The following is a 23,944-nucleotide window of genomic DNA, read 5'->3' as shown; positions in this document are numbered from 1 at the left end:
GCCTTGTTGACAGTTTCCAGTTGAGTTGATATCAACTCTTTGCCATGGAGTCAAACACTGTTCTTGTTCCGTTCGAGGTAACGCATGAGGTGCGGGACTCGTGCCTGTGCCTGTCCGTTCAGCGGGCGGCGCGCGCGCTGGCGCGGCGTTTCGACGAGGCGCTGCGCCCGGTGGGGCTGACCAACAGCCAGTTTTCGCTGCTGATGGCGCTGAACCGCCCGGAGCCGGCGCGGATGCGCCCGGTGGCGGAACTGCTGGGCCTGGACCGCACCACCCTGACGGCGGCGCTGAAGCCGCTGCAACGGCGGGGGCTGGTGCGGGTGGCCCACGATCCCGAGGACCGGCGCAACCGGCTCCTGTCCCTGACCGACGCAGGCCGAGAGGTGCTGGCCGACGCGGTGCCCATCTGGCGCCGGGTTCATGGGGAGATCGAGGCCATGGCCGGCGATGCTGATGGTTTGCGGGCGGGGCTTCTGGCCTTGGGGGCCGTGTAATGGGATGTTTTGCCCAGCCGGCAATGCCCAGTCCCCCGGAGCACACCAAGGAAACCATCTGCCCATATGATTATCCGAGAGAATAATTCAGTGAATTTTTACGCCCATTTCCTAGGGTACGGCAAGAATTAATCAAATTTTCCTTTGACACCCGTCACAATTCATCTTTATCCGAGCGTTCCTCGCCGCAATTATCTTCATCAGAATGGACCGCCGGGGGGAAGCGGTGACGCACTGCCCCCGTCCTGAACCGGGGAGAGCCAGCGATGACGATGAACGGCGCCTATTTCAACAACCTGGACCAGAAGGGCCTGAAAACGGCGCTGGCCCAGATTCCGGGAAGCAAGACCACCGACTACATCCTGTTCAGCCTGAACGTGGCGAGCGGCACCAGCGCCGACATCAACTTCGGGCTGACCGGCCCCGTCCTGGCCTCGGACTCGGCGGCCACCCAGGCCACCACCGACCTTCTGGTCAAGGTGGTGGCGGAGGGCGTCTCGTCCGGCGCCTGCAAGCGGGTGTGGCTTTCCCTGGGCGGGTGGGGATCCGACGCCTTCTCGAACATCGAGGCCATCTTGACCGCGGACGGCAGTCAGAACGGCGATCTGGCAACGGTCCTGATGGCGAATTTCTCCGCCATCTTCAACCAGATCACCGCCATCGACGGGGTCGAGTCGGTCGGGTTCGACCTGGATTACGAACAGCAGAGCGGAAATCTGACCGCACTGGTGACGATGACGGCGGTCACGCTTTACACCCAGTTCCAATGCCCGCTCACCTTCTGCCCATATCAGGCGGATGGACCATGGATCGCGGCGCTTCAGGCGGTCTACGCCGCGCTTGGTGTCCAGCCCGTCGCCGGGATCAATCTGCAGACCTATGCCGGCGGGCGGTACAACGACCCGTCGGCCTGGACGACGGACCTGACCAACGCGGCGGACACCGGCGTCGCGGACCCGGCATCGTTCATCTGGCCGATCGTATCCTGCGACACGACCGCCCTGCCGGACAGCACGCCGTCCCAGACGGCCACCGCCTTGCAGGGCTGGAAATCGGCGGGTGGTTCGCTGTGGGCGACGGCGAACCTGCCCTATCACGGCCATACCCTGACCGACTACGGCAAGGCCATCGCCGGGGCGGTCGCCTAACCCCACGGGAGGTCCGGAGGGCCTTCCGGCCCTCCGGGCGGGTGCGGGCGGCAGCCCGCTTTCCCTCCCCCCTCCCCTTACTCCGCCGCCACCACCGGGGGCCGCGGGGCGGCGTTGACGGGGGCGGCGTTCTGCGCATCCACCACCGCGATGGCGGTCATGTTGACCAGCCCGCGCACGGTGATCGACGGCGTGACGATGTGGGCGGGGCGGGCCACGCCCAGCAGCATCGGACCGACGTTCTGGGCATCGCCCAGCACCTTCAGCATGTTGAAGGCGATGTTGGCGGCGTCCAGCGTGGGCATGACCAGCATGTTGGCCTCCCCCTTCAGGCGCGAATCGGGGAGGGTGCGGTTGCGGATGGCTTCCGACAGGGCGGCGTCGGCGTGCATTTCGCCGTCCAGTTCCAGGTCGGGAAGCTGTTCGGAAGCCAGTTGGTAGGCCCGGCGCATCTTGCGGGCGCTGGGGGTGTCGGCGCTGCCGAAGTTGGAGTGGGACAGCAGCGCCACCTTGGGTTCGATGCCGAACCCGCGGACCTCCTCGGCGGCCATGCGGGTGATCTCCACCACCTGCTCGGCGGTGGGATCGGGGTTCACATAGGTGTCGCAGAGGAAGAAGCTGCCCTTGGGCAGGATCAGCATGTTCATGGCCGCGGCGTTGTTGACGCCGGGCTTCAGGCCGATGATGTCGAGGATGTGGTTGTAGTATTCGCTGTAGCGGCCCGAGGTGCCGCAGATCATGGCGTCCGCCTCGCCCCGGCGGACCATCAGGGCGCCGAACACGACGGGCTGGGTGCGCACCACGTTCTGGGCATGCTTGGGCGACACGCCGCGGCGGGCCAGCATGGAACGGTAGATTTCGGAATAATTGTGGGTGCGCAGGTCGCGGATGACCTCGATCACCTCCGCGTCCACGTCGGGGCGCAGGCGCAGGCCCAGGGATGCGATGTTGCGCTCGATGATTTCGCGCCGTCCGATGAGGATGGGGAAGGCGATCTTTTCATCCACCGCGATCTGTGCGGCGCGCAGGATGCGCTCGTCCTCGCCCTCGGCATAGACCACGCGCTTGGGCGCCTTCTTCGCGCGCTGCATCACCGGCTTCATGGCAAGGCCGGAGCGGAAGACGTACTGGGCCAATTGCTCGCGGTAGGCGTGGAAATCGGTGATGGGGCGGGTGGCGACCCCCGATTCCATGGCGGCCCTGGCCACCGCCGACGACACCTCGATGATCAGGCGGGGGTCGAAGGGTTTGGGCAGGATGTAGCTGGGGCCGAAGCGCAGGTCTTCGCCCATATACGCGGCGGCGGCCACGTCGGACGGTTCGGCCTGGGCCAGATTGGCCACCGCGTGGGTGGCGGCGATCTTCATCGCCTCGTTGACGGTGGTCGCCCCCACATCCAGCGCGCCGCGGAAGATGAAGGGGAAGCACAGGACGTTGTTGACCTGATTGGGATAGTCCGAGCGCCCGGTGGCGATGATGGCGTCGGGCCGGGCAGCCCGGGCCAGGTCGGGCATGATCTCCGGCTCGGGGTTGGCGAGCGCCAGGATCAGCGGGCGGTCGGCCATGCGCGGCAGCAGTTCGGGCTTCAGCACCTTCGGCCCCGACAGGCCGAGGAACAGGTCGGCGCCGTCGATCACCTCGTCCAGCGTGCGGGCCGATGTCGCCTGGGCGTAAGCCGCCTTGTAGTCGTTCATCGCCTCGTTGCGGTCCTTGTAGACCACGCCCACATGGTCCACCAGCCACACGTTTTCGCGGCGGATGCCGATGCTGACCAGCAGGTCGAGGCAGGCCAGCCCGGCGGCGCCGCCGCCGGTGGAGACCACCTTGATGTCTTCCGGCTTCTTGCCCACCAGCTTCAGCCCGTTGAGCACGGCGGCACCCACCACGATGGCGGTGCCGTGCTGGTCGTCGTGGAAGACGGGGATGTTCATGCGCTCGCGGCAGCGGCGCTCCACCTCGAAGCAGGCGGGGGCGGCGATGTCTTCCAGGTTGATGGCGCCGAAGGTGGGCTCCAGGCGGACGATGGTGTCCACCAGCGCATCCACGTCGTTTTCCGCCAGTTCCAGGTCGAACACGTCGATGCCGGCGAACTTCTTGAACAGGACCGCCTTGCCCTCCATCACCGGCTTGGCGGCCAGCGGGCCGATGTTGCCGAGACCGAGCACGGCGGTGCCGTTGGTGACGACGGCCACCAGATTGGCGCGCGCGGTCAGCTCGGCGGCCTGGGACGGGTCGGCAACGATGGCGTTGCAGGGAGCGGCCACGCCCGGCGAATAGGCCAGCGCCAGATCGCGCTGGTTCGCCATGGGCTTGGTGGCCACGATGGCCAATTTACCGGGTTTCGGTTGACGGTGGTATTCGAGCGCCAGTGCGTCGAGATCCCCGGACATGGTGGCTCCTCCCAGAGTAGCGTGAATCGGGTTAATTGAGGCGTTTGCCCGCCGCTGTTCGCACAAGGCTTATACCGCAATCGGCCCGCCCCGCAAAGCCGCACCCCGGCACGGGAGCGATGTGTTTGTGCAATGACGGCGGTTGGAAATCGGCAAAAACGAAGTGTCGCCGCAATATTGGTAAGACCACACGGCAGACAAGGCCGAAATTGGTAATACCAAACAAAAAGCCCTCTCAGGGAGAGGGCGGCAGAGGCCGGAGGCGGCCCGCCCCACCGGCCCTGCGTGCCGATGGGGACAGGGATTGCCGCCTGACCAAGTGTCCCGTCAGATGCGGGCGATGGCCGGTTCCTTGAAATGGTCCTGGTACTCTTCGACGGCCTTCGACTCGTCGAATTCCTTTTCCATCTTGGCGACGACCACGGTGGCGACACCGTTGCCGATCAGGTTGGTCAGCGCGCGGGCCTCGGACATGAAGCGGTCAACGCCCAGCAGCAGCGCCAGACCTTCGACCGGCAGGGTGCCGGTGGCCGACAGGGTGGCCGCCAGGGTGACGAAGCCGCCGCCGGTCACCGCCGCCGCCCCCTTGGACGTGACCATCAGCAGGCCCAGGATGGTGAGCTGCTGCCAGATGCTCAGCTCGATGTTGAACGCCTGGGCGATGAAGATGGCGGCCATGGACAGGTAGATCGACGTGCCGTCCAGGTTGAAGGAATAGCCCGTCGGGATGACCAGACCGACCACATGCTTGGAGCAGCCGAAGCGCTGCATCTTTTCCATCATCCGCGGCAGCACCGATTCCGACGAGGAGGTGCCGAGCACGATCAGCAGTTCCTGGCGGATGTAGCGGATGAAGTTCCACAGGCTGAAGCCATAGGCCCGCGCGATGGTGCCCAGCACACCGAAGATGAAGATGATCATGGTGAGGTACACCGCGGCCATCAGCTGGCCCAGCGACAGCAGCGAGGCGACGCCGTACTTGCCGATGGTGAACGACATGGCGCCGAACGCACCCAGCGGGGCAACCCGCATCAGGATGCCGATCACGCCGAACAGGGCGTGCGCCACCTTCTCGAACATGTCCTCCACCGGCTTGCCCTTCTGGCCCATGGCCGACAGGGCCACGCCGAACACCACGGCGAAGAACAGGATCTGGAGCATGTCGCCCTTCACGAACGCGCCGATCACGTTGTCGGGCACGATGTTCATGAAGAAATCCAGCGTGCTCTGGGCGTGCGCCTCGTTGGCGTACTTGGCCACCGCGTCGGACTTGAGCTGCCCGGCGTGGATGTTCATGCCAGCGCCCGGCTTCACCAGATTGACCACGATCAGCCCGATGGCGAGCGCGAAGGTGGTGACCACCTCGAAATACAGGATGGCCTTGCCGCCGACCTTGCCCACCTTCTTCATGTCGCCGATTGACGAGATGCCGGTGACCACGGTCAGGAACACGATGGGGCCGATGACCATCTTGATCATCTTGATGAAGACGTCACCCAGCGGCTTCATCTCCACCGCCAGGGACGGATAGAAATGACCCAGGAGAATGCCGATGGTGATCGCCGTCAGAACCTGAAACGTCAGGTTGGTATAGATGGGTTTCTTCTTGGTCTGCTGTCCGTCGATGGTCACGGCCGTCTCCTCAAGCATGATTGTGGGCCAAGCGGCGTTTTGTTGCGAATGAAAGCAAACGCCGTGCCAACGGAAAAAGCCCTGCGGTTCCGCCGCCGCCGCGGTGCTGGTGTGTGGAAATCCGCACTTCCCCTCGCTTTCAGATGTGCGAAAATCCGCACAGAGCGTTTCTATGTTGCGATGCAAAACGCCGGGACGGTGGTTTGATTAGGAAAACGGGGCAACCCACGCCATTTTCATTCCAAGTGGTAGGACCACTTCGCCGCCACCCGCGGCGGGCGGCGGTGCTGTGCCTTGTGCTGGCCGCGGGGCTGGCCGGTGCGGCGGGCTGGGCATGGGGGGATGCGCGGGCCCGGACCGACCTGACCGATGCCGGCTGGGCGCGGGTGGCGCTGTATCAGGCGAACCTACGGACGGAATTGGAAAAACACGCCGCCGTGCCGCTGGCGCTGGCCCAGGCGGACGATGTGGCGGCGCTGCTGGCCGCCCCCGCCCCGGCCCCGGCGGGCGCGGTGGCGGCCATGAACGCCAAGCTTCAGGGCATCGCCACCGCCCTGTCGGCGTCGGCCCTGTATGTGATGAACGCGCAAGGGGTGACGGTGGCGGCGTCCAACTGGGACGCGGCGGACAGCTTCATCGGACGCAATTTCGCCTTCCGCCCCTATTTCCGCGACGCCATGGACCGGGGGGAGGGGCATCATTTCGCGCTGGGCACCACGTCGCTGGTGCCGGGTTTCTACACCGCCCACCGGGTGCGTGCGGAAAACCGCACACCGGCGCCCCCTCCGGATGCGGCCCTGGGAGCGGCCCTGGGAGCGGTGGTGCTGAAGGTGGGGTTCGGCGGGCTGGAAAGCGGTTGGCGCGCCGGGGCGGAGCGGGTGGCGGTGTCGGGGCGCGACGGGGTGGTGTTCATCACCACGGTGGAATCCTGGCGTTACCGCCTGCTGCCCGGCATCCAGCGCCCGCCGGAAGAGGGGTACGAGGCCCTGCCCTGGGTGCCCGCCGACGACGGCACCGTGTCGGTGCGCGAGGATGGGCGCTGGCGCCGGTATCTGTTCCAGACCGCGGCGGTGCCGGGGGGCGACTGGTCGCTGCATGTGCTGACGCCGCTGGCCCCGGTGCGGGACCGGGCGCGCACCGCGGCCCTGCTGGCGGGCGGGGCGGTGGGGCTGGCCGGGCTGGCCGGCATGGTGCTGGCCCAGCGCCGCCGCAGCCTGCGCGAGCGCATGGCGTGGCAGGAGAACGCCCGCCGCACCGCCGAGCAGCGGGTGGCGGAGGCCACCGCCGAACTGCGCGCCCGCGAAAACGATCTGGTGCAGGCGGCCAAGCTGGCGGCCCTGGGCCAGATGTCGGCGGGCATCGCGCACGAGATCAACCAGCCGCTGGCCGCCCTGCGCACCTTCGCCGACAACGCGCGCGTGCTGCTGGAGCGGGGGAAGACGGCCTCGGTGGCCGACAATCTGGCGGAAATCGCCGACCTGACCGACCGCATGGCCAGCATCACCCGCCAGTTGAAGGGCTTCGCCCGCCGGGCCGGCGGCACGCTGGGGCCGGTGGAGGCGGGGCGCGCGGTGCGCCAGTCGCTGGCCCTGCTGGAAACCAAGCTGCGCCGGCACCGGGTGACGGTGGCCCTGGACCTGCCCGCCGCCCCGGTGTGGGTGGTGGGGGAGGATGTGCGGCTGCAGCAGGTCCTGGTCAACCTGTTCGCCAACGCCGCCGACGCCGCCAAGGACCGCCCCGCCCCGGCCCTGGAGATCCAGATGACCGCCCCAGGGACGGGAGAGGAGGCGGCGGCTGTGGTGCTGACCGTGCGCGACAACGGCGCCGGCATCGCCGCCGATGCCCTGCCCCGCATGTTCGTCCCCTTCTTCACCACCAAGGAGGCGGGCGAGGGGCTGGGGCTGGGGCTGTCCATCAGCCACGGCATCGTCACCGATTTCGGCGGCACCGTCACCGCCGGCAACCACCCGGACGGCGGTGCGCTGTTCACCGTCCGCCTGAAACCCGCCGATCCCCCCGCGTCGGAGCTGCTGTCATGAGCGCGCCTGTCCTTTTCGTCGATGACGAGCGGCCCATCCGCATGGCCGGAACCCAGGCGCTGGAACTGGCCGGGTTCGACGTGACGGCGGCGGAATCGGCGGACAAGGCGCTGAAGGGGCTGACCCGCGATTTCGCCGGCTGCGTGGTCAGCGACGTGCGGATGCCGGGCATGGACGGGCTGGCGCTGCTGGCGGCGGTGCGCGCGCTCGACCCCGACCTGCCGGTGATTCTGATCACCGGCCACGGCGACGTGCCCATGGCGGTGCAGGCCATCCGCGACGGCGCCTATGATTTTCTGGAAAAGCCCTTCCCCTCCGACCGGCTGGTGGAGGTGGTGCGGCGCGCGGCGGAAAAGCGGCGGCTGGTGCTGGACAACCGCCACCTGCGCCGGCAGCTGGCGGGCAAGCCGGGGGCCGGGGGCGTGGCCTCGATCATCGGGCGCACGCCGGCCATCGAACGGCTGCGCGCCACCATCACCGCCGTGGCCGACACCGCCGCCGACGTGCTGATCCTGGGCGAGACCGGCAGCGGCAAGGAGATGGTGGCCCGCGCGCTGCACGCCGAAAGCCGGCGGCGCACCAACCCCTTCGTGGCGCTCAACTGCGGCGCCATGCCGGAGAGCATCTTCGAATCCGAACTGTTCGGGCACGAGGCCGGGGCCTTCACCGGGGCGGCCAAGCGCCGGGTGGGCCGCATCGAGCACGCCAGCCGCGGCACCCTGTTCCTGGACGAGATCGAGAGCATGCCCCTGGCGCTGCAGGTCAAGATGCTGCGCGTGCTTCAGGAGCGGCTGGTGGAGCCGCTGGGCTCCAACGATCAGGTGGCGGTGGACCTGCGGGTGGTGGCGGCGACCAAGGTGGACCTGCGCGAGGCGGCCAGCCGCGGCACCTTCCGCGAGGATCTCTATTACCGGCTGAACGTGGTGGTGGTGGCGATCCCGCCGTTGCGGGCGCGGCGCGACGACATCCCGCTGCTGTTCCAGCATTTCATGGCCCAGGCCGCCCAGCGCTATGGCCGCGAGCCGCCGCCGCTGACACCCGAACGCGCCCACCGGCTGATGGCCCACGGCTGGCCCGGCAACGTGCGCGAACTGCGCAACGCCGCCGACCGTTTCGTGCTGGGACTGGCCGACGGCGCGGAAACGCCCCTGGCTCCCGCCCCGCCCCAGCCGCCCGGTCCCGGCCTGTCGCTGGCCGAACGGGTGGACCTGTTCGAAAAATCGGTGATCGAAGACGAACTGGCCCGCCACAAGGGCAGCGTGAAGGCCACCATCGAGGCGTTGAACATCCCCCGGAAGACCTTCTACGACAAGCTGAAGCGCCACGGGCTGAGCCGGGATGATTTTATCGAATGAGTTTCGGCCCTTGGCACCCGGATGGGAATCTGTAGGCTAGAAACCGAACGACAGGGAACCGCCCCGTCCGCGGGCGGCCAGACAAGGATAAGGCACGATGTCGAACATTCACAAGAAAGCCATGGAAGCGGTTCTGCAGGCGGCGGAGCTGGACATCGTGGGAACGCTGGAGGAGCGCGAGATCACCGACCGCAACAGCGAGGACGGTGACGAAGCGGTCCTGGACGTGGCGATTCTGCATGCCTACCGCATCTTCGTGCGCATCTGCGAGGAGCAGGGCATCCCCGCCGACGCCGATCTGTTCGCCGAACTGGCCGACGATCTGGCCGAGGAGCTGGCGGGCGAGGAAGCCGGCGACGATATGGAGTGACGGGACGGCGCGGCGCCCCTCCCTCCATTCCCCGAGTCGGACCGACGGTTCCGATTCGGGGCACGGTGGCGCACACACCGTTCTGCTTTTGACGTGACGACAGGGTTTTGACGTGACGACAGGGAAGGATCAGGTTCCGATGACACCGCCGACCACCCCCATCCGGCGCAACCGGCTGACGAAGATCGTCGCCACGCTGGGTCCGGCTTCGTCCACCCCGGCCATGATCCGCACGCTGTTCGAAGCCGGCGTGGACGTGTTCCGCCTGAATTTCTCTCACGGAACCCACGCCGACCACGGCGAGCGGCTGGCCGCCATCCGCGCGGTGGAAGCCGAGCTGGGCCGCCCCATCGGCGTGATGGCGGACCTCCAGGGGCCGAAGCTGCGCATCGCCACCTTTGCCGACGGCCCCATCACGCTGACGCCGGGCCACCGGCTGCGGCTCGACCTGTCGCGGGAACCGGGGGATCTCACCCGTGTCGGCCTGCCCCATCCCGAAATCTTCGCGGCCATGGCGCCGGGCGCCGACCTGCTGCTGGACGACGGGCGGGTGCGGCTGCGCGTGGTGGATTGCGGGCCGGAGTTCGCCGACACCGTGGTGGTCAGCGGCACCCGGCTGTCGGACCGCAAGGGCGTGAACGTGCCGGGCGTGATGCTGCCCTTGTCGCCCCTGACGGCGAAGGACCGCGAGGATCTGGTCTTTGCGCTGGACCAGGGGGTGGATTGGGTCGCCCTGTCCTTCGTCCAGCGGCCCGAGGACGTGGCGGAGGCCCGCCGGCTGATCGCCGGGCGCGCGGCGCTGCTGTCCAAGCTGGAAAAGCCCCAGGCCATCCAGCATCTGGACAGCATCATCGAACTGTCCGACGGGGTGATGGTGGCCCGCGGCGACCTGGGCGTGGAACTGCCGCCCGAGGACGTGCCCAGCATCCAGAAGCGCATCGTGCAGGAGGCGCGGCGCGCCGGCAAGCCGGTGATCGTGGCGACCCAGATGCTGGAATCCATGGTCTCCGCCCCCGCCCCCACCCGGGCGGAGGCGTCCGACGTGGCCACCGCCGTGTTCGACGGGGCGGATGCGGTGATGCTGTCGGCGGAAACCGCCTCGGGCTCCTATCCCGTGGAGGCGGTGTCGTTCATGGACCGCATCACCGGCAAGATCGAGCGTGACCCGCTCTACCGCGCCATCATGGACGCCCAGCAGCCGGAGCCGGAGCACACCGCCGCCGATGCCATCACCAGTGCCGCGCATCAGGTGTCGCACACCATCCAGGCGGCGGCCATCGTCACCTACACCACCAGCGGCTCGACCACGCTGCGGGCGGCGCGCGAACGGCCCGAGGTGCCGATCCTGTGCCTGACCTCCAGCCAGGAGACGGCGCGGCGGCTGGCCATGGTGTTCGCGGTCCACGGGGTGGTGATCGCCGACGTCACCAACTTCTCCGAAATGGTCCAGACCGCCACCCGCACCGCCTTCGCCCACCGCCTGGCGGCGGAGGGCCAGCGGCTGGTCATCACCGCCGGCGTGCCCTTCGGCACCCCCGGCAACACCAACATCCTGCGCATCGCCTGGGTCGAGGGGAACGCGTAAGACCGGCCCACGGCACTTGGCTTGAACGTCTCCGGCACGCCTCATCCGTGGCGTGCCGGCAGCCCTCCGTCCGCCCCGGCGCGGCCTGCGGCATTCCGGTTCCTTTTCATCGTCATCCCAGCCAAGGCTGGGATCCAGACGGTGTTTCCAAGGCCGCAAGGGCTTCATACCGCCGCCGGTCGCGGCTCACGTCTGTATTCCCGCCCATCACGTGCATCCGGTCGCCGGCGCGGCAGGTGGGGCGATGCCGAAAATTCCGGGCTTCTCCACAGATTTCAACCCTGAGAACCCAGGTTCGGGGCCCCGGCCGCCGTGCCGGGCACCGATGGCCGGGAACCGTCCATCGGCACTCGCCCAAAACGTTTGGAATTTGACGATAATATAAACTTTATTTCGAAAATCCAATGACTTCACCCAATTGACAGAACGAAAACTAATGTGCTCTTATCGCTATAGTAGTATATGATTTCGAAGAGGAGAGCGGCGATGGATGATCCGTCCGTTCCATCGGTCACGCTGAGTGGCGTGGCGGTCCGGTTCGGCCGCTTCACGGCTGTGTCCGACGCCGACCTGCACGTCAAATCGGGCGAGTTCCTGGCGGTCGTCGGTCCGACGGGCTGCGGGAAATCGACGCTCCTCAACATCATCACCGGCCTGCTGCGCCCGGCCGCCGGCACGGTGGCGATCTTCGGCAAACCGCTGACCGGACTGAACGGCGATTCCGGCTACATGCTCCAGCAGGACGCGCTGCTGCCCTGGAAGACGGCACTCGACAACATCGGCCTGGGGCTGATCTTCCAGGGAATGCCGGTCGCACAGGCGCGCGAACGCGCCCTTCCCTGGCTCAGGAAGGTCGGGCTGGACGGCTTCGAATCCCGCTATCCGCACCAGCTTTCCGGCGGCCAGCGCAAGCGCGTCGCCATGGCCCAGACCCTGATCATGGGACCGAAGATCGTGCTGATGGACGAGCCCTTCTCGGCGCTCGACGTGCACACCCGCCGCCTCATGCACCGGATCCTGCTGGATCTGTGGCAGGAGGAGCGGCGTTCGCTGATCTTCATCACCCACGATCTGGAGGAGGCGATCACGCTGGCCGACCGCGTGCTGGTGATGTCCGCCGGTCCGGGCAGCCGGATCATCGGCGAGGTGCCGATCCCCCTGCCGCGACCACGGAACGTGAGCGCGCTGGCGACCACCGACGAATTCCTGCACCTGTACCGCGAAGTGTGGGGGCTGCTCGGTGCCGAGGTGGAGAAGAGTTATGCCGCAGCCCGACACTAGCCCGACGGTTACGATCGCTTCCGAGGTTCCGGCCGACGCCCCGCGGGCGCCGTGGAGCCGGAAGGGAAAGGTCCGCGCGACTCAGATCGGCATCGTCGCGGTCTTCCTGGTCGCGTGGGAAATGGCCGGACGGCTGGCGTGGATCGACCCGTTCTTCTTCCCCTTGCCCACGGCCATCGCCGGGCGCCTGGCGGAGTGGTTCTCGACCAGCGAGATCTGGGGCGACGTCGGCATCACGCTGCTGGAGACGGTGCTGTCCTTCACCATCGGCATCGCCGCCGGCACGGCACTGGGCATCTGGCTCGGCCTGTCCGCGTTCGCCGCCGATGTTCTCCAGCCCTTCGTCAAGGTCTTCAATGCCATCCCGCGCATTCTGCTGGGACCGATCTTCGTTCTGTGGTTCGGCCTGGGGCTGGCGTCGAAGGTGGCGCTGGGCGTGACCATCGTGCTGTTCATCGCTTTCTTCAACACGCTGCAGGGTGTGCGCGAGGTGAACCCGGTGGTGCTCGCCAACGCCCGGCTGCTCAAGGCCAGCCGGATGGCCCTGCTGCGCCACGTCTACCTGCCGTCGGCGGCGAGCTGGATCGTGTCGAGCCTGCGCGTCTCGGTGGGCATGGCGGTGATGGGCGCTGTGGTGGCCGAATACCTCGGCTCGTCCGCCGGCCTGGGGCACATCATCGCCCAGGCCGAAGGCGTGATGGACGCCACCGGCGTCTTTGCCGGGCTGGTTCTGCTGTCAACCTTCGTGGTCACCCTGGACCGGCTCGTGGACAGCCTGGAATCCCGTCTGCTGGTCTGGCGCCCCGTGCCGTCCGGCGAACCGGACGCGTGAGTCGCGCCGCATCCCCCTTTCTGAAGGAGAGGCCCATGCTCGGAACCTTGGGCAACCGTTTGGCCGCCGCCCTGGCCGTGCTGCTCGTGGTGGTACCGGCCCTTGCGGCCGAACCGGAAAAGGCCGCCGTGTCCATCGGCGTCGGTTCGTCGATCCTCAACTACGCGCCGCTGCCGCTGGCCCAGAACCTGGGCCATTTCAAGCAGGAGGGGCTGACCGTCACCGTGGAGAACTTCCAGGCCGGCGGCAGCAAGGCCCTGCAGGCGCTGATCGGCGGCTCGGTGGACGCAGTGGTCGGCTTCTACGACCACACGATCCAGATGCAGGCGCAGGGCAAGGAAATCGTCGGCGTATTCCTGCTGACCGACACGCCGGGCATCGTCTTCGACGTGCGCGCCGACCTTGCCGGCACAATCAAGGACGGCAAGGATCTGAAAGGGATGAGGATCGGCATCACGACGCCGGGTTCGTCCAGCGACATGGTGCTGCGCTACTACCTGCGCCGCAACGGCCTGACGCCGCGCGACGTCAGCATCCTGGCGGTCGGCACCGGCGCGCCGGGCATGGTGGCGCTGGAGGGGAAGACCGTGGACGCGCTCATCACCTTCGATCCCATCGCCACCGTGCTCGACCGCAAGGGCACCGGCAAGCCGCTGTTCGACACCCGCAACGAAGACGGGTCCAGGGTTGCGTTCGGCGGCGCCTACCCCACGGCCTGCCTTTATGTGACCAAGGCCTTTCTGGAGAAGAACCCGGAGACCGTGCAGCGCCTGGCCAACGCCTTCCTGCGCACGCTGCGCTGGCTTGCCGTGGAACCGCCGGAACGCATCGTCGCTGCCTTGCCGGCCGCCTCCAAGGTGGACGACCACACCCTCAACCTCGACATCGTGACGGCCTCGAAACCGATGTTCTCGCAAACCGGGCTGTTCGACCCGGAAACCTTGAAGACACCGCTGGCGGTCCTGTCCATGTACGACGAGAAGATCGGCAAGGCCCCCATCGACCTGTCCCGAACCTACACCAACCGCTTTGCGGAAGAGGCGGCCAAACAGCACCCGTAACGCCGCCGGGACGCTGGTGTCCCCCCAACAGGGGAATCGCATTTGAGAAAAGACGGTAGCGCGGCGCTCTGAAAAGGATTCTGTAGGGAAGCTCTGACTGTCAGAGGAGGAGCCCCCGATGTCGTGGTACGCCAAAGTGTTTGCCGCATTACCAGACCCTCGCACTGGGAACGCCAAGCGGCACGACCTCCTTGAGGTTCTCGCGATCGCGCTGACGGCGTCGATCTGCGGGGCTGAGAGCTGTTCGGACTATGCCGATTTTGCGGTGGATCGGGAGGCTTTGTTCCGGGACTTCTTGCGGCTGGAGAACGGGATTCCGAGCCACGATACATTCTCGCGGATCTTCCGGCTTCTCGATCCGGCCGCCTTTGCGGCGTGCTTCGGGCGGTTTCTGGACGAACTGGGGGCGGCAGGCGCGGGCGTGCTCGCCATCGACGGCAAGACGCTACGCCGCTCCTTCGACGACGCGGCGCGCGCCAACCCGCTGGCGGTGGTCACGGCGTTCGCCTCGGCCACGCGCGTGGTGGTGGGCCAGCAGAGCTTCCGGGTGGCCGAGGGCGACAGCGAGATCGTGGCGGCGCGGGCCTTGCTGGGATGCATGGACCTGACGGGATGGCTGGTGACCGCCGACGCCATCCATTGCCAAATGGACACCGCGCGCATCATTCGCGACCAAGGGGGCGACTACCTTCTGCGGCTCAAGGCCAACCACCCCGCCCTGCATGGCATGGTGGTGGACTATTTCGCCGATCCGCTGACGCTGGCCGAATTGAATACGTACGAAACCACCGATGCTGATCACGGCCGTATCGAGACCCGCCGGGCTTGGGTCAGCCACGACCTGAGTTGGCTGCGCGGTCCCAAGTCGGCTTGCTCGGAGCCGGTTCTGCTCCCCGACATGGCCTGCCTGGGCATGATCGAGGCCGCCATCGAACGCAATGGCAAAACCACCGTCACCCGCCACTATCACCTCGCCTCGCGACCGCTTGGCGCCGAAGAGTACCTCAACGCCGCTCGGGCACACTGGTCGGTGGAGAACGGCCTCCATTGGGTTCTCGACGTTACCTTCGACGAGGACCGCGCCAGAAACCGAAAGGATCACGGCCCGGAAAACCTCGCTACCCTGCGCAAGCTCGCCCTCAACGTCCTCAACCGCGCCCGACCTGACGTCTCCGTCCGCCGTAAGCGAAAACGCTCAGGATGGTCCGACGACTTCGCAAGATCCATCCTTGGGCAAATGCGATGACCCTGGCCCCCCAAGGGGTGATCTTGCCGGCCTCGTCCCAAGGGTGTATCGTCAAGAGGCGTCCGGGAGGTGCTGCTAACACCCCCCGGTGCCTGTTAGCGGCGCTCGATGGTCAGCCGGATCACGATCCGGCGGAACCGAAGACGCAGCAACAGGAGCGTGATGGGTTGAGACATCACGATCTCCTTTGTAAAGCCGGCTGGGGCCAATCCCTGGCCGGCTCTACACCCTGGGTGGTAATACAAACGCATGCAAGACAAGCGCCGTCCCGGCATCCTGTGGCGAGGCCGGGTGAGGCCATGCGCCTGACGCTCCTGCTGGGGCTGGTGGCCGCCGGCGCCATGCCCATGACGGTCAAATACGGCGGCGTGCCGCTGACCCTGGCCTATGCCGCCGTTTTGGCTGCCGCCGGCATGGTCATCGCCGCGGTCCAGCGGGGGGCACGGCTTCCCGCCGGGCGGTGGCAGGCCGCGGCGCTGGCCCTGGCGCTGACCGCCGCCTTCGCCGTCCTTTATCCCTTTGCCCAATCGGGCCTGCTCGGCCCCGGCAGCGACCGGGACGAGGCGCTGTCCATCGCCATCCAGGCCCTGCTGGACGGCCGTTTCCCCTATGGCGGGCGCACATATCTGGGCGGCCCGGTCACGCCGCTGCCGGGAGCGCTGCTGATCGGCATGCCGTTTCACCTGCTGGGCGCGGTGGCGGTGCAGAACGTGGCGGTCACGCTGGCCGTGGTTCTGGCGCTGGGCCGGACGCTGCGGGATCCGCCGGCCCGCTGGCTGCTGCTGGGGGTGGTGACGCTGGGCAACCCCGGCTTCATGCAGGATTATGTCACCGGCGGCGATTACGCCGTCAACGCCCTGTATGTGGGTGCCGCCCTGTGGGGGGCGGTGCGGGCGGTGGACGGCGGGGTACCATGGCGGATGGCGGCGGCGGCGGCGCTGCTGGGAGTGGCGGTGTGTTCGCGCCCGGACTATGGGGTGGCCGTGGTGATCCTGGCCGCCCACGGCTGGCACCGGCGCGGCCCGGCGGCGGGGCTGGGGCCGGGGGCATTGGCGGCGGGGGTGGCGCTGGCGCTGGCCCTGCCCTTCTACCTGCATGATCCCGCCGGCTTTTCCCCGCTGCACGTCACCGGCAAGCTGCCCCCCGGCGCCCGCTCCCTGGGGGAGGTGTTGCCCCTGCTGGCCGCCGGGGCGGTGGCGATCCTGTGCCGCCGTCCTCTGACCCCGGCCCGTCTCTTCACCGCCCTGGCCGCCGGGATGGGGATCATGCTGGTGCCGGCGGCGCTGGCGATGGCGTGGCACGCCGGCGGGACGAGCCTGCGCGCCTGGACCCAGCCCTTCACCTATGCTCTGCCGGCGGTCCTGTACGGGTGCGCGGCGGTGATGGCGATGCGTCCCCTTGGCTCCCGGCGTGGGGGCACGCTATCTCCCAGCGTGGAAGCACGCTGTGATTGGCGCATGCGGATCATTTCGCGGCGAGGCCTGCGCGAACAGTGGGAAATACCGGGACGGGCGACAGCGAAGGGCCGTTGACCGACTGGTTCACCATCGTCCGTGCCGCCGACTGGCCCTTGAAGAACGCGGCCTGATTCGTCCGTTCACGTAAACGGCCGCAGGTTGGCCAGGAACTGTTCCGCCGACCGGCGCCATGAGAAGCCCAGCGCGTAATCGCGGCAGCGTTCGGGCGGGATGGTCAGGGCGGTTTCCACCGCCTCGGCCAGATCCTCGCTCAGGCACCCCGTACCCGACCCGTCCACCACGTCCAGCGGCCCCGGCACCGGGTAGGCCGCCACCGGCACGCCGGACGCCAGCGCCTCCAGCAGCACCAGCCCGAAGGTGTCGGTGCGGGAGGGGAAGACGAACACGTCCGCCGCGGCGTAATGGCGGGCCAGATCCTCGCCGTGGCGGGCGCCGGCCCAATGGACCTCGGGGTATCGCGCCTGAAGCTCGGCGCGGGCCGGGCCGTCGCCCACCACCACCTTGGTGCCGGGCAGATCCAGTTTGAGGAAATCCTCCAGGTTCTTTTCCACCGCCACCCGGCCCACGTACAGCGCGATGGGCCGCGGCAGATCCAGGAAACCCTTGTCGCGCGGGCGGAACAGGTCGGTGTCCACCCCGCGGGTCCAGCGGCGGATGTTGGTGAAGCCGCGGGCCAGCAGATCCTGTTCGATGGACGGCGTGGCGACCATCACCGCCGCGGCCGGCTTGTGGAACCGCCGCACCACCGCATAGCTCAGCGCCAGCGGCACCGGCACCCGGTCGCGCACATATTCGGGAAACCGCGTGTGATAGGCGGTGGTGAAGGGGATGCCGCGCTTCACGCACCAGCGGCGGGCGGCGAAGCCCAGCGGCCCTTCGGTGGCGATGTGGATGCAGTCGGGGCGCATGGCCTCGATCATCGCGCGCAGCCGCCGCCCGGCGCCCAGCGCCAGCCGGATTTCCGGGTATGTGGGCATGGGCACGGTGCGGAAACGGTCCGGCCCGATCACCTCCACCGTGTGGCCCATGGCTTCCAGTTCGGCGCGGACGGTGGAGATGGTGCGCACGACGCCGTTGACCTGCGGCGTCCACGCATCGGTGACGATCAGGATGTTCACGCCGCTTCCGTCCGTTCCGGCATGGGTTTCGGTGCGGGCAGCGCGGGCAGCGCGCCAGCGGCTTCCGAGCGCCCGGCCAAGACCTCCGCCCAGCGGATGATTTCCAGCGAGCCGTTGGCGTGCTCCACCAAGGCGGTGCAGGATTCGACCCAATCGCCGTCGTTGCAATAGAGGACACCCTCGATCGTGCGCATTTCCGCGCTGTGGATGTGGCCGCAGATGATGCCGTCGATGCGCCGCCGCCGGGCTTCCTCGGCCAGCGCGTGTTCGTACTGGCCGATGAACTCCACCGCCGTCTTGGCCTTGTGCTTCAGATAGGCGGACAGCGACCAGTAGGGGAAACCCAGCTTCCGCCGGACCCAGTTGAAGCCGGTGTTGACCTGAAGCAGCGCCACATAGGCGTGGTCGCCGATCAGCGCCAGCCAGCGGGCGTATTTGACCACCGCGTCGAACTGGTCGCCGTGGATCACCAGGAAGCGGCGGCCGTCGGCGGTGGTGTGCTCGGCCTCCGACACCACGCGCACGCCGCCGAAGGTCAGGCCCAGATAGTCCCGCGCCGCCTCGTCGTGGTTGCCGGGGACATAGAAGACCTTGGCCCCCTTGCGCGCCCGGCGCAGGATCTTCTGCACCACGTCGTTGTGGGCCTGGGGCCAGTACCAGCCCTTGCGCAGGCGCCAGCCGTCCACGATGTCGCCGACCAGATAGAGAAAGTCGGACTCGTTGTGCTTGAGGAAATCCAGCAGGATATCCGCCTTGCACCCGCGGGTGCCCAGATGGATGTCGGAGATCCAGATGCTCCGGTACCGGTTTACGGACGCCGCCCCCATGCACCTGCTCCGCCGCTGTTGCGCAGGACAAAGACCAAGACAGCGCCCCTATACACAAAAGAAAAACCCTTGGCAATCCTTTGAATTTACGAGAGCGTACTTATATGCTGAGTGCGTGTTCTTGAAAAATTTCTTTATTATTACTGAAACAAAGCGGTAACAATTCTTTACCGTCCATCACTTGAGGCCCGCCGTCCCGTGACTGTCCTGCCGCCGACCGACCGCCGCCGTCTTCTCGTCATCCACAACCCCGTCGCCGGGGCCCGCCGCGCCCGCCGGCTGGCCGCGGTCATCGCCGCACTGGGCGAACGCCATGGCGCCGAGGTCACCGTGTGGGCCACCACCCGCCGCGGCGATGCGGAGGCCATGGGCCGCAGCCTTACGCCGGCATCCGGGTGGGACGCGGTGGCGGTGGCCGGCGGCGACGGCACCATCAACGAGGCCATCAACGGTATCATGGCCGGGAACGCGGCAGCCCCCTGGGCCCCGCCGCCTTTCGCAGTGGTGCCGCTGGGCACCGCCAACGTGCTGGCCCACGAGCTGGGGCTGCCGTTCGACGCCGCGGGCGTGGCCGACACGCTGGCGCTGGGGCGGGTGCAGCCGGTGCATCTGGGCACCGCCAACGGGCGCTGTTTCGCCATGATGGCCGGGGTGGGGCTCGACGCCCATGTGGTGGACGGGGTGGACCCCGCCCTGAAGCGCCGCATCGGCAAGGGCGCCTATGCGCTGGAAACGCTCCGCCGGCTGGCCCGCCCGCGCGGCGGGCGCTACCGCGTCACGGTGGGGAACACGGTGCACGAGGTGGCGGCGGCCATCGCCGCCAACGGCCATTTCTACGGCGGCACCTTCGTCTGCGCCCCCGATGCCCGGCTGGCCGAGCCCACGCTGCACCTGTGCCGGTTCGAACGGTTCGGGCGGTGGAACGCGCTGCGCTATGTGGCGGGGGTGACCACGGGGCTGGTGCGCCGTTTCCCCGACGTGCCCGTCGCCCCCGTCACCGCCCTGCGCATCGACGGGCCGGCGGGGGAGCCGGTGCAGGGCGACGGCGACATCATCGCCCGGCTGCCGGTGGACATCGGCCTGCACCCGCGCACCCTGCCGGTGCTCGTCCCGGCGGGGTAACCCTTTTTGCTTCGCCCACGAAGGATGAAAACGGCGCGGCGGCTGTTCATCTCTCCAGAAGGGACGGTCTTCCCCCTTCGCGCGTCCTCTGGAGAACCCCCATGGTCAAGCATCGCCTGCTCCTCGCCGCCCTTGCCGGCCTTCTGGCCGCCGCCTCACCGGCTCTGGCCGACCGGGGGGGACGCGGCCACGACGACGACCGCGGGCCGCCCGGCTGGGACCGCGGGCCGGGCCGCGATTGGGACGGCCCGCGCGGGCACGGCTGGGGGCACGGGCGCCACGACGACTGGCGCCGCGGCCCGCCGGTGGTGGTGATGCCGCCCCCGCCGCCGCGGGTGGTCTATGCGCCGCCGCCGCGGGTCTATTACCTTGACCCCTACCCCAGCTATCCCGTGGTGATCGGGCGCCCCCTGCCCCCCGGCATCCGCTATCACCGCGCACCGATGGTGGTGGTGGAACGGGCGCCGGTGTGCCGCACGGGGGTGGAATGCATCCTGGTGGGCACCGATCTTCTGGTGCTCGACGCCGTGCACGGGGTGGTGCGCAGCATCATCTACGGCGGCGGGCGGTTCTGAGACGAAGGGCTCCGGCATGACAAGGGCCGCGGAGGCACCCCCGCGGCCCTTGTCTCGTCTGACGGCGTGCCGTCACATCCCGGCGATGGTCATGCCGTCGATGCGGATGGTGGGGGCATCCATGCCGTAGCGCAGTTCCAGGTCGCTGGCCGGCTCCAGGTTCAAGAACATGTCCTTCAGGTTGCCGGCCACGGTGATCTCGCTGACCGGATAGGCGATGCGGCCCTTTTCGATCCAGAAACCGCTGGCCCCGCGGCTGTAATCGCCGGTCACGCCGTTGACCCCCGACCCCATCAGTTCGGTGATGTAAAGGCCCTCGTCGATCTCACCGATGATCGCCTCGGGCGTGCGGGAGCCGGGGGCCATGGTGACGTTGGACGGCGCCGGGCCGGGCGGACCGGAGGTGCCGCGCGACGCATGTCCCGTGGGCGCCAGCCCCAGTTGCCGGGACGAGCGCAGATCGAGAAGCCACGTGGTCAGCCGCCCGTTCTCGATCAGGTTGCGGCGGACCACCGGCAGCCCCTCGGCGTCGAAGGGGCGGGAGCGCAGGCCGCGGCGGACGAAGGGATCGTCGATGATGTTGACGGTTTCGGGGAAGATCACCTCCCCCATCCTGTCCTTCAGGAAGCTGGTGCCCCGCGTGATGGACGGACCGCTGATGGCCCCGGTCAGGTGGCCCAGGATGCCGCGCGACACCCGCGGGTCATAGACCACCGGCACGCGGCAGCTTTTCACCTTGCGCGGGTTCAGCCGGCGCACGGCCTTTTCCCCCGCCTCGCGCCCGATGTCCTCCGCGCTGCGCAGGTCGGCGGCGTAGACCTTGGAATCGAAGCCGTAGTCCCGCTCCATGCCCGTGCCGGTACCGGCCAGCACCGACACCGACAGCGACCGCCGCGACACCGCGTAGGAACCGGCAAAGCCGTTGGACGCGGCAATGGCGATGGTGGAGCGGCTCCACGACGCATCCGCCCCTTCGGAATTGGTCACCCCGGCGATGGAAAGCGCGGTTTCCTCGGCGATGCGGGCCTGTGCGATCATCTCTTCCGACGACGGTTCGGCGGGGTCGCAGCAGTCCATGTCCTGCCAGGACGTGGCGATCTGCTCCGGCCCGGCGATGCCGCAGAAGGGATCCTCGGGCACCACGCGGGCCATGGACACCGCGCGGTCCACCAGTTCGGCCAGCATGGCCGGGCTGCGGTCGGAGGTGGACACGATGGCCTGACGCCGCCCGACGAACACCCGCAGGCCCAGGTCACCCGATTCCGACCGTTCCAGCCGTTCGGGCTGGCCCAGACGCTGGGACAGGGACAGGGACGCGGAATCGAACAGCACCGCATCCGCCGCGTCGGCCCCGGCCCGCCGCGCCCGTCCGATCAGGCCGTCGAGCAGGTCCAGAACGTCGCCCGCCGGCGGGGTAGAGGTAGAGGTCATCCAAAAATCTCCGGTCTGTCCGCGTCGCCGCTCCACCACGGGAGCCTGTTGCCAATGTGGGGGGTGGCGCCGGGGCAGGACAAGCCCCAATCACCCCCCGGCGGCGGCGCTCAGCCCTTTTGCCGCCCTCTTTCTTCAGGCGCTCCGCCACTCTGTAATCTTCAGGCGCTCCGCCGCGTAATCTTCAGGCGCTCCGCCGCCATGCAATCAGGCGCTCCGCCGCCATGCAATCAGACGCCGCGCCGCCTCCGCGACCGCCGCTTCCGATCCGGCGAAGGAAAAGCGCATGAAATGCCGCCCGCGCGCAGGGTCGAAGTCGATGCCGGGGGTGGCGGCAATCCCGGTGTCCTCCAGCAGGCGGCGGCAGAACGCCTCGCTGTCGTCGGTCATGTCCGACACGTCGGCGTAGATGTAGAAGGCGCCGTCCGCCGGGGCCAGCCTGGTGAAGCCGGCCTTGGGCAGCTCCTCCAGCAGCAGGGCGCGGTTGCGGGCGTAGCGGGCGACGTGGGCGTCCAGTTCTTCCGTACACGCGAACGCCGCCACCGCCGCCACCTGCGACAGGGTGGGGGCGGAGATGAACAGGTTCTGCGCCAGGCATTCCACCGGACGCACCAGTTCCGGCGGCAGCACCATCCACCCCAGCCGCCAGCCGGTCATGGAAAAATACTTGGAGAAGCTGTTGACCACGATGGCCCGTTCGCTGACCGCCGCGGCGGTCACCGCCTCGGTGCCGTAGGTCAGGCCGTGATAGATCTCGTCCGACACCAGCCGCACGCCGTTGGCATCGCACCAGTTGGCGAGTGCGGTCAGCTCCTCCCGGCTCAGCATGGTGCCGGTGGGGTTGGCCGGACTGGCGACGATCAGCCCCTGGACCGGCCGGTCCAGCTTTTCCAGCAACGCGACCGTGGGCTGGAACCCGGTTTCCGGCCCGGTGGGCAACTCCACCGGCTCCACCCCGATGGCGGTCAGGGTGTGGCGGTAGGCGGGGTAGCTGGGCGATGCCATGGCCACCCGGTCGCCGGGATCGAACGCCGCCAGGAACCCAAGCTGAAAGGCGCCGCTGGACCCGGTGGTCACCGCGATGCGCTGCTCGTCCACCGCCACGCCGTAGCGGCCGCGGTACCATGTGGCGATGGCGGCGCGCAGCGGCGGGATGCCCAGCGCGTCGGTATAGCCCAGCTTGTCGGCGTCGAGGGCGGCGTGGGCCGCGGCCAGCACGCCACGGGGCGCGCCGGTGGACGGCTGCCCCACTTCCAGATGCAGCACATCCAGCCCGGCCCGTTCACGGGCGAAGGCGGCGCGCATCACCTCCATCACGAAAAAGGGAGGAATGGCACCGCGCTTGGACCCTTGCATCACCGTCTGCCCCCGCTCGTTGGCTCAGGAATTCGAGCCGACGAGCATAAGGAGGGGGCGCGGATCAGGCAACCATGCAGGAAAAGAGGACTCAGGCCGTGGCCGGAGCCGTCGCCGCCGTGGAGATGCCCAGCTTGAGGCGGGCCAGGGCGTTCACGTCCTCGTTGTCGGCGAGCTGGTAGCCCTTTTCGATCAGGCGGTTGGTGTAGCTCTTGTTGTAGAGGAAGGCGGCGATGAAGCCGGCGATCCCAACGGTCACCACATTCAGCACCATCAGGATGAGGCCGAACCCCCAGTCCCCCCGGAACAGGGCCGGGAAGAAGCCAAAGAAGAACGTGGTCCAGCTAAAGCCGACGAAGCCCTTTTTCACCAGACCCGTCTCAGGATGCTGCATGCGCACAACCGTAGCCATAGTCAAATCCTTATCGCAAAAGACAATGTTCCGATAAAGTCAATGCTAGGGGCGCAATCTTCGAACAGCAAGAAAACCTAAAAGAAAAAGGGAGGCCATCCCTGGACCTCCCTTATCATTATCACATTCGAAATCTTTGGCATTTTTTCATTGCGCGCACAAATTGCGCAACGAAACATCCTGATTCCGGCC

Annotated in this window: 20 protein-coding genes; 13 read left to right on the top strand and 7 right to left on the bottom strand. The window is 67.9% G+C overall.

The genetic code is table 11. From position 1 onward, the window contains the following. The first annotated feature begins 89 nt into the window (after positions 1-89). The gene (locus M2352_RS05140; protein WP_319802019.1) at positions 90-494 is read left to right on the top strand and encodes a MarR family winged helix-turn-helix transcriptional regulator; all 405 of its coding nucleotides are present in this window, start codon (positions 90-92) and stop codon (positions 492-494) included. A 266-nt stretch (positions 495-760) separates the two neighbouring features. After that, the gene (locus M2352_RS05135) at positions 761-1,642 is read left to right on the top strand and encodes a hypothetical protein (RefSeq protein ID WP_264663426.1); all 882 of its coding nucleotides are present in this window, start codon (positions 761-763) and stop codon (positions 1,640-1,642) included. Positions 1,643-1,719: 77 nt separating this feature from the next. On the opposite strand, the gene M2352_RS05130 is transcribed toward M2352_RS05135, so the two are convergent. Both M2352_RS05130 and M2352_RS05125 read right to left on the bottom strand, forming a co-directional pair. Next, positions 1,720-4,032: an NADP-dependent malic enzyme gene (locus tag M2352_RS05130; protein ID WP_264663425.1), complete on the bottom strand. Its 2,313-nt coding sequence runs from the start codon at positions 4,030-4,032 to the stop codon at positions 1,720-1,722. Between the two features lie 327 nt (positions 4,033-4,359). Continuing rightward, positions 4,360-5,664 carry a dicarboxylate/amino acid:cation symporter gene (locus tag M2352_RS05125; RefSeq protein ID WP_319802018.1) on the bottom strand — a complete coding sequence of 435 codons (1,305 nt, stop codon included), beginning with the start codon at positions 5,662-5,664 and terminating at the stop codon, positions 4,360-4,362. A gap of 245 nt (positions 5,665-5,909) precedes the next feature. Between M2352_RS05125 and M2352_RS05120 the strand changes: the two genes are divergently transcribed. The 9 genes from M2352_RS05120 (at position 5,910) to M2352_RS05080 (ending at position 16,965) form a co-directional block, all read left to right on the top strand. Then, positions 5,910-7,703 (top strand): ATP-binding protein, encoded by a 1,794-nt coding sequence (locus tag M2352_RS05120; RefSeq protein ID WP_264663424.1) that lies wholly within the window; start codon positions 5,910-5,912, stop codon positions 7,701-7,703. Continuing rightward, entirely contained in the window at positions 7,700-9,058 is a 1,359-nt protein-coding gene (locus M2352_RS05115; protein WP_264663423.1) for a sigma-54-dependent transcriptional regulator, read from the top strand. The genes M2352_RS05120 and M2352_RS05115 overlap by 4 nt, the downstream gene beginning before the upstream one ends. A gap of 97 nt (positions 9,059-9,155) precedes the next feature. Beyond that, positions 9,156-9,428, top strand: coding sequence for a hypothetical protein (locus tag M2352_RS05110; RefSeq protein WP_264663422.1), 273 nt, complete (start codon positions 9,156-9,158; stop codon positions 9,426-9,428). Between the two features lie 139 nt (positions 9,429-9,567). Then, complete coding sequence (gene pyk, locus M2352_RS05105) at positions 9,568-11,013, top strand: pyruvate kinase (protein WP_264663421.1); 1,446 nt, start codon at positions 9,568-9,570, stop codon at positions 11,011-11,013. 486 nt (positions 11,014-11,499) lie between these two features. Beyond that, complete coding sequence (locus M2352_RS05100; RefSeq protein WP_264663420.1) at positions 11,500-12,294, top strand: ABC transporter ATP-binding protein; 795 nt, start codon at positions 11,500-11,502, stop codon at positions 12,292-12,294. Next, a complete protein-coding gene (locus tag M2352_RS05095) occupies positions 12,275-13,126 on the top strand; it encodes an ABC transporter permease (RefSeq protein WP_264663419.1) in 852 nt (283 codons plus the stop codon). Before M2352_RS05100 ends, M2352_RS05095 begins: the two co-directional genes overlap by 20 nt. A gap of 35 nt (positions 13,127-13,161) precedes the next feature. Then, positions 13,162-14,187 (top strand): ABC transporter substrate-binding protein, encoded by a 1,026-nt coding sequence (locus tag M2352_RS05090; protein WP_264663418.1) that lies wholly within the window; start codon positions 13,162-13,164, stop codon positions 14,185-14,187. A 118-nt stretch (positions 14,188-14,305) separates the two neighbouring features. Then, on the top strand, positions 14,306-15,433 hold the full coding sequence (locus tag M2352_RS05085) for an ISAs1 family transposase (RefSeq protein ID WP_264663417.1): 1,128 nt from the start codon (positions 14,306-14,308) through the stop codon (positions 15,431-15,433). Between the two features lie 299 nt (positions 15,434-15,732). Then, positions 15,733-16,965: a hypothetical protein gene (locus tag M2352_RS05080; RefSeq protein WP_264663416.1), complete on the top strand. Its 1,233-nt coding sequence runs from the start codon at positions 15,733-15,735 to the stop codon at positions 16,963-16,965. Between the two features lie 65 nt (positions 16,966-17,030). Here M2352_RS05080 and M2352_RS05075 read toward each other — a convergent pair whose 3' ends face one another. Both M2352_RS05075 and M2352_RS05070 read right to left on the bottom strand, forming a co-directional pair. Then, a complete protein-coding gene (locus M2352_RS05075; RefSeq protein WP_264663415.1) occupies positions 17,031-18,029 on the bottom strand; it encodes a glycosyltransferase family 4 protein in 999 nt (332 codons plus the stop codon). Beyond that, the gene (locus M2352_RS05070) at positions 18,026-18,856 is read right to left on the bottom strand and encodes a UDP-2,3-diacylglucosamine diphosphatase (RefSeq protein WP_264663414.1); all 831 of its coding nucleotides are present in this window, start codon (positions 18,854-18,856) and stop codon (positions 18,026-18,028) included. The genes M2352_RS05075 and M2352_RS05070 overlap by 4 nt, the downstream gene beginning before the upstream one ends. Positions 18,857-19,054: 198 nt before the next feature. Between M2352_RS05070 and M2352_RS05065 the strand changes: the two genes are divergently transcribed. Together M2352_RS05065 and M2352_RS05060 are read left to right on the top strand one after the other, a co-directional pair. Then, positions 19,055-19,978 carry a diacylglycerol/lipid kinase family protein gene (locus M2352_RS05065; RefSeq protein WP_264663413.1) on the top strand — a complete coding sequence of 308 codons (924 nt, stop codon included), beginning with the start codon at positions 19,055-19,057 and terminating at the stop codon, positions 19,976-19,978. Between the two features lie 101 nt (positions 19,979-20,079). Beyond that, positions 20,080-20,553, top strand: coding sequence for a hypothetical protein (locus M2352_RS05060; RefSeq protein ID WP_264663412.1), 474 nt, complete (start codon positions 20,080-20,082; stop codon positions 20,551-20,553). A gap of 72 nt (positions 20,554-20,625) precedes the next feature. Here the strand turns inward: M2352_RS05060 and M2352_RS05055 are convergent, their stop codons facing one another. The 3 genes from M2352_RS05055 to M2352_RS05045 form a co-directional block, all read right to left on the bottom strand. Beyond that, entirely contained in the window at positions 20,626-21,984 is a 1,359-nt protein-coding gene (locus tag M2352_RS05055; RefSeq protein ID WP_264663411.1) for a TldD/PmbA family protein, read from the bottom strand. A 207-nt stretch (positions 21,985-22,191) separates the two neighbouring features. Next, positions 22,192-23,340 (bottom strand): pyridoxal phosphate-dependent aminotransferase, encoded by a 1,149-nt coding sequence (locus tag M2352_RS05050; RefSeq protein WP_264663410.1) that lies wholly within the window; start codon positions 23,338-23,340, stop codon positions 22,192-22,194. A gap of 91 nt (positions 23,341-23,431) precedes the next feature. Then, positions 23,432-23,752 carry a hypothetical protein gene (locus tag M2352_RS05045; protein ID WP_264663409.1) on the bottom strand — a complete coding sequence of 107 codons (321 nt, stop codon included), beginning with the start codon at positions 23,750-23,752 and terminating at the stop codon, positions 23,432-23,434. Positions 23,753-23,944: the final 192 nt, after the last annotated feature.

The sequence above is a fragment of the Azospirillum fermentarium genome, from assembly GCF_025961205.1.
GTDB lineage: Bacteria > Pseudomonadota > Alphaproteobacteria > Azospirillales > Azospirillaceae > Azospirillum > Azospirillum fermentarium.
Note: the sequence above shows the minus strand (reverse complement) of the source record. Positions and strands in the feature narration are given on the sequence as shown.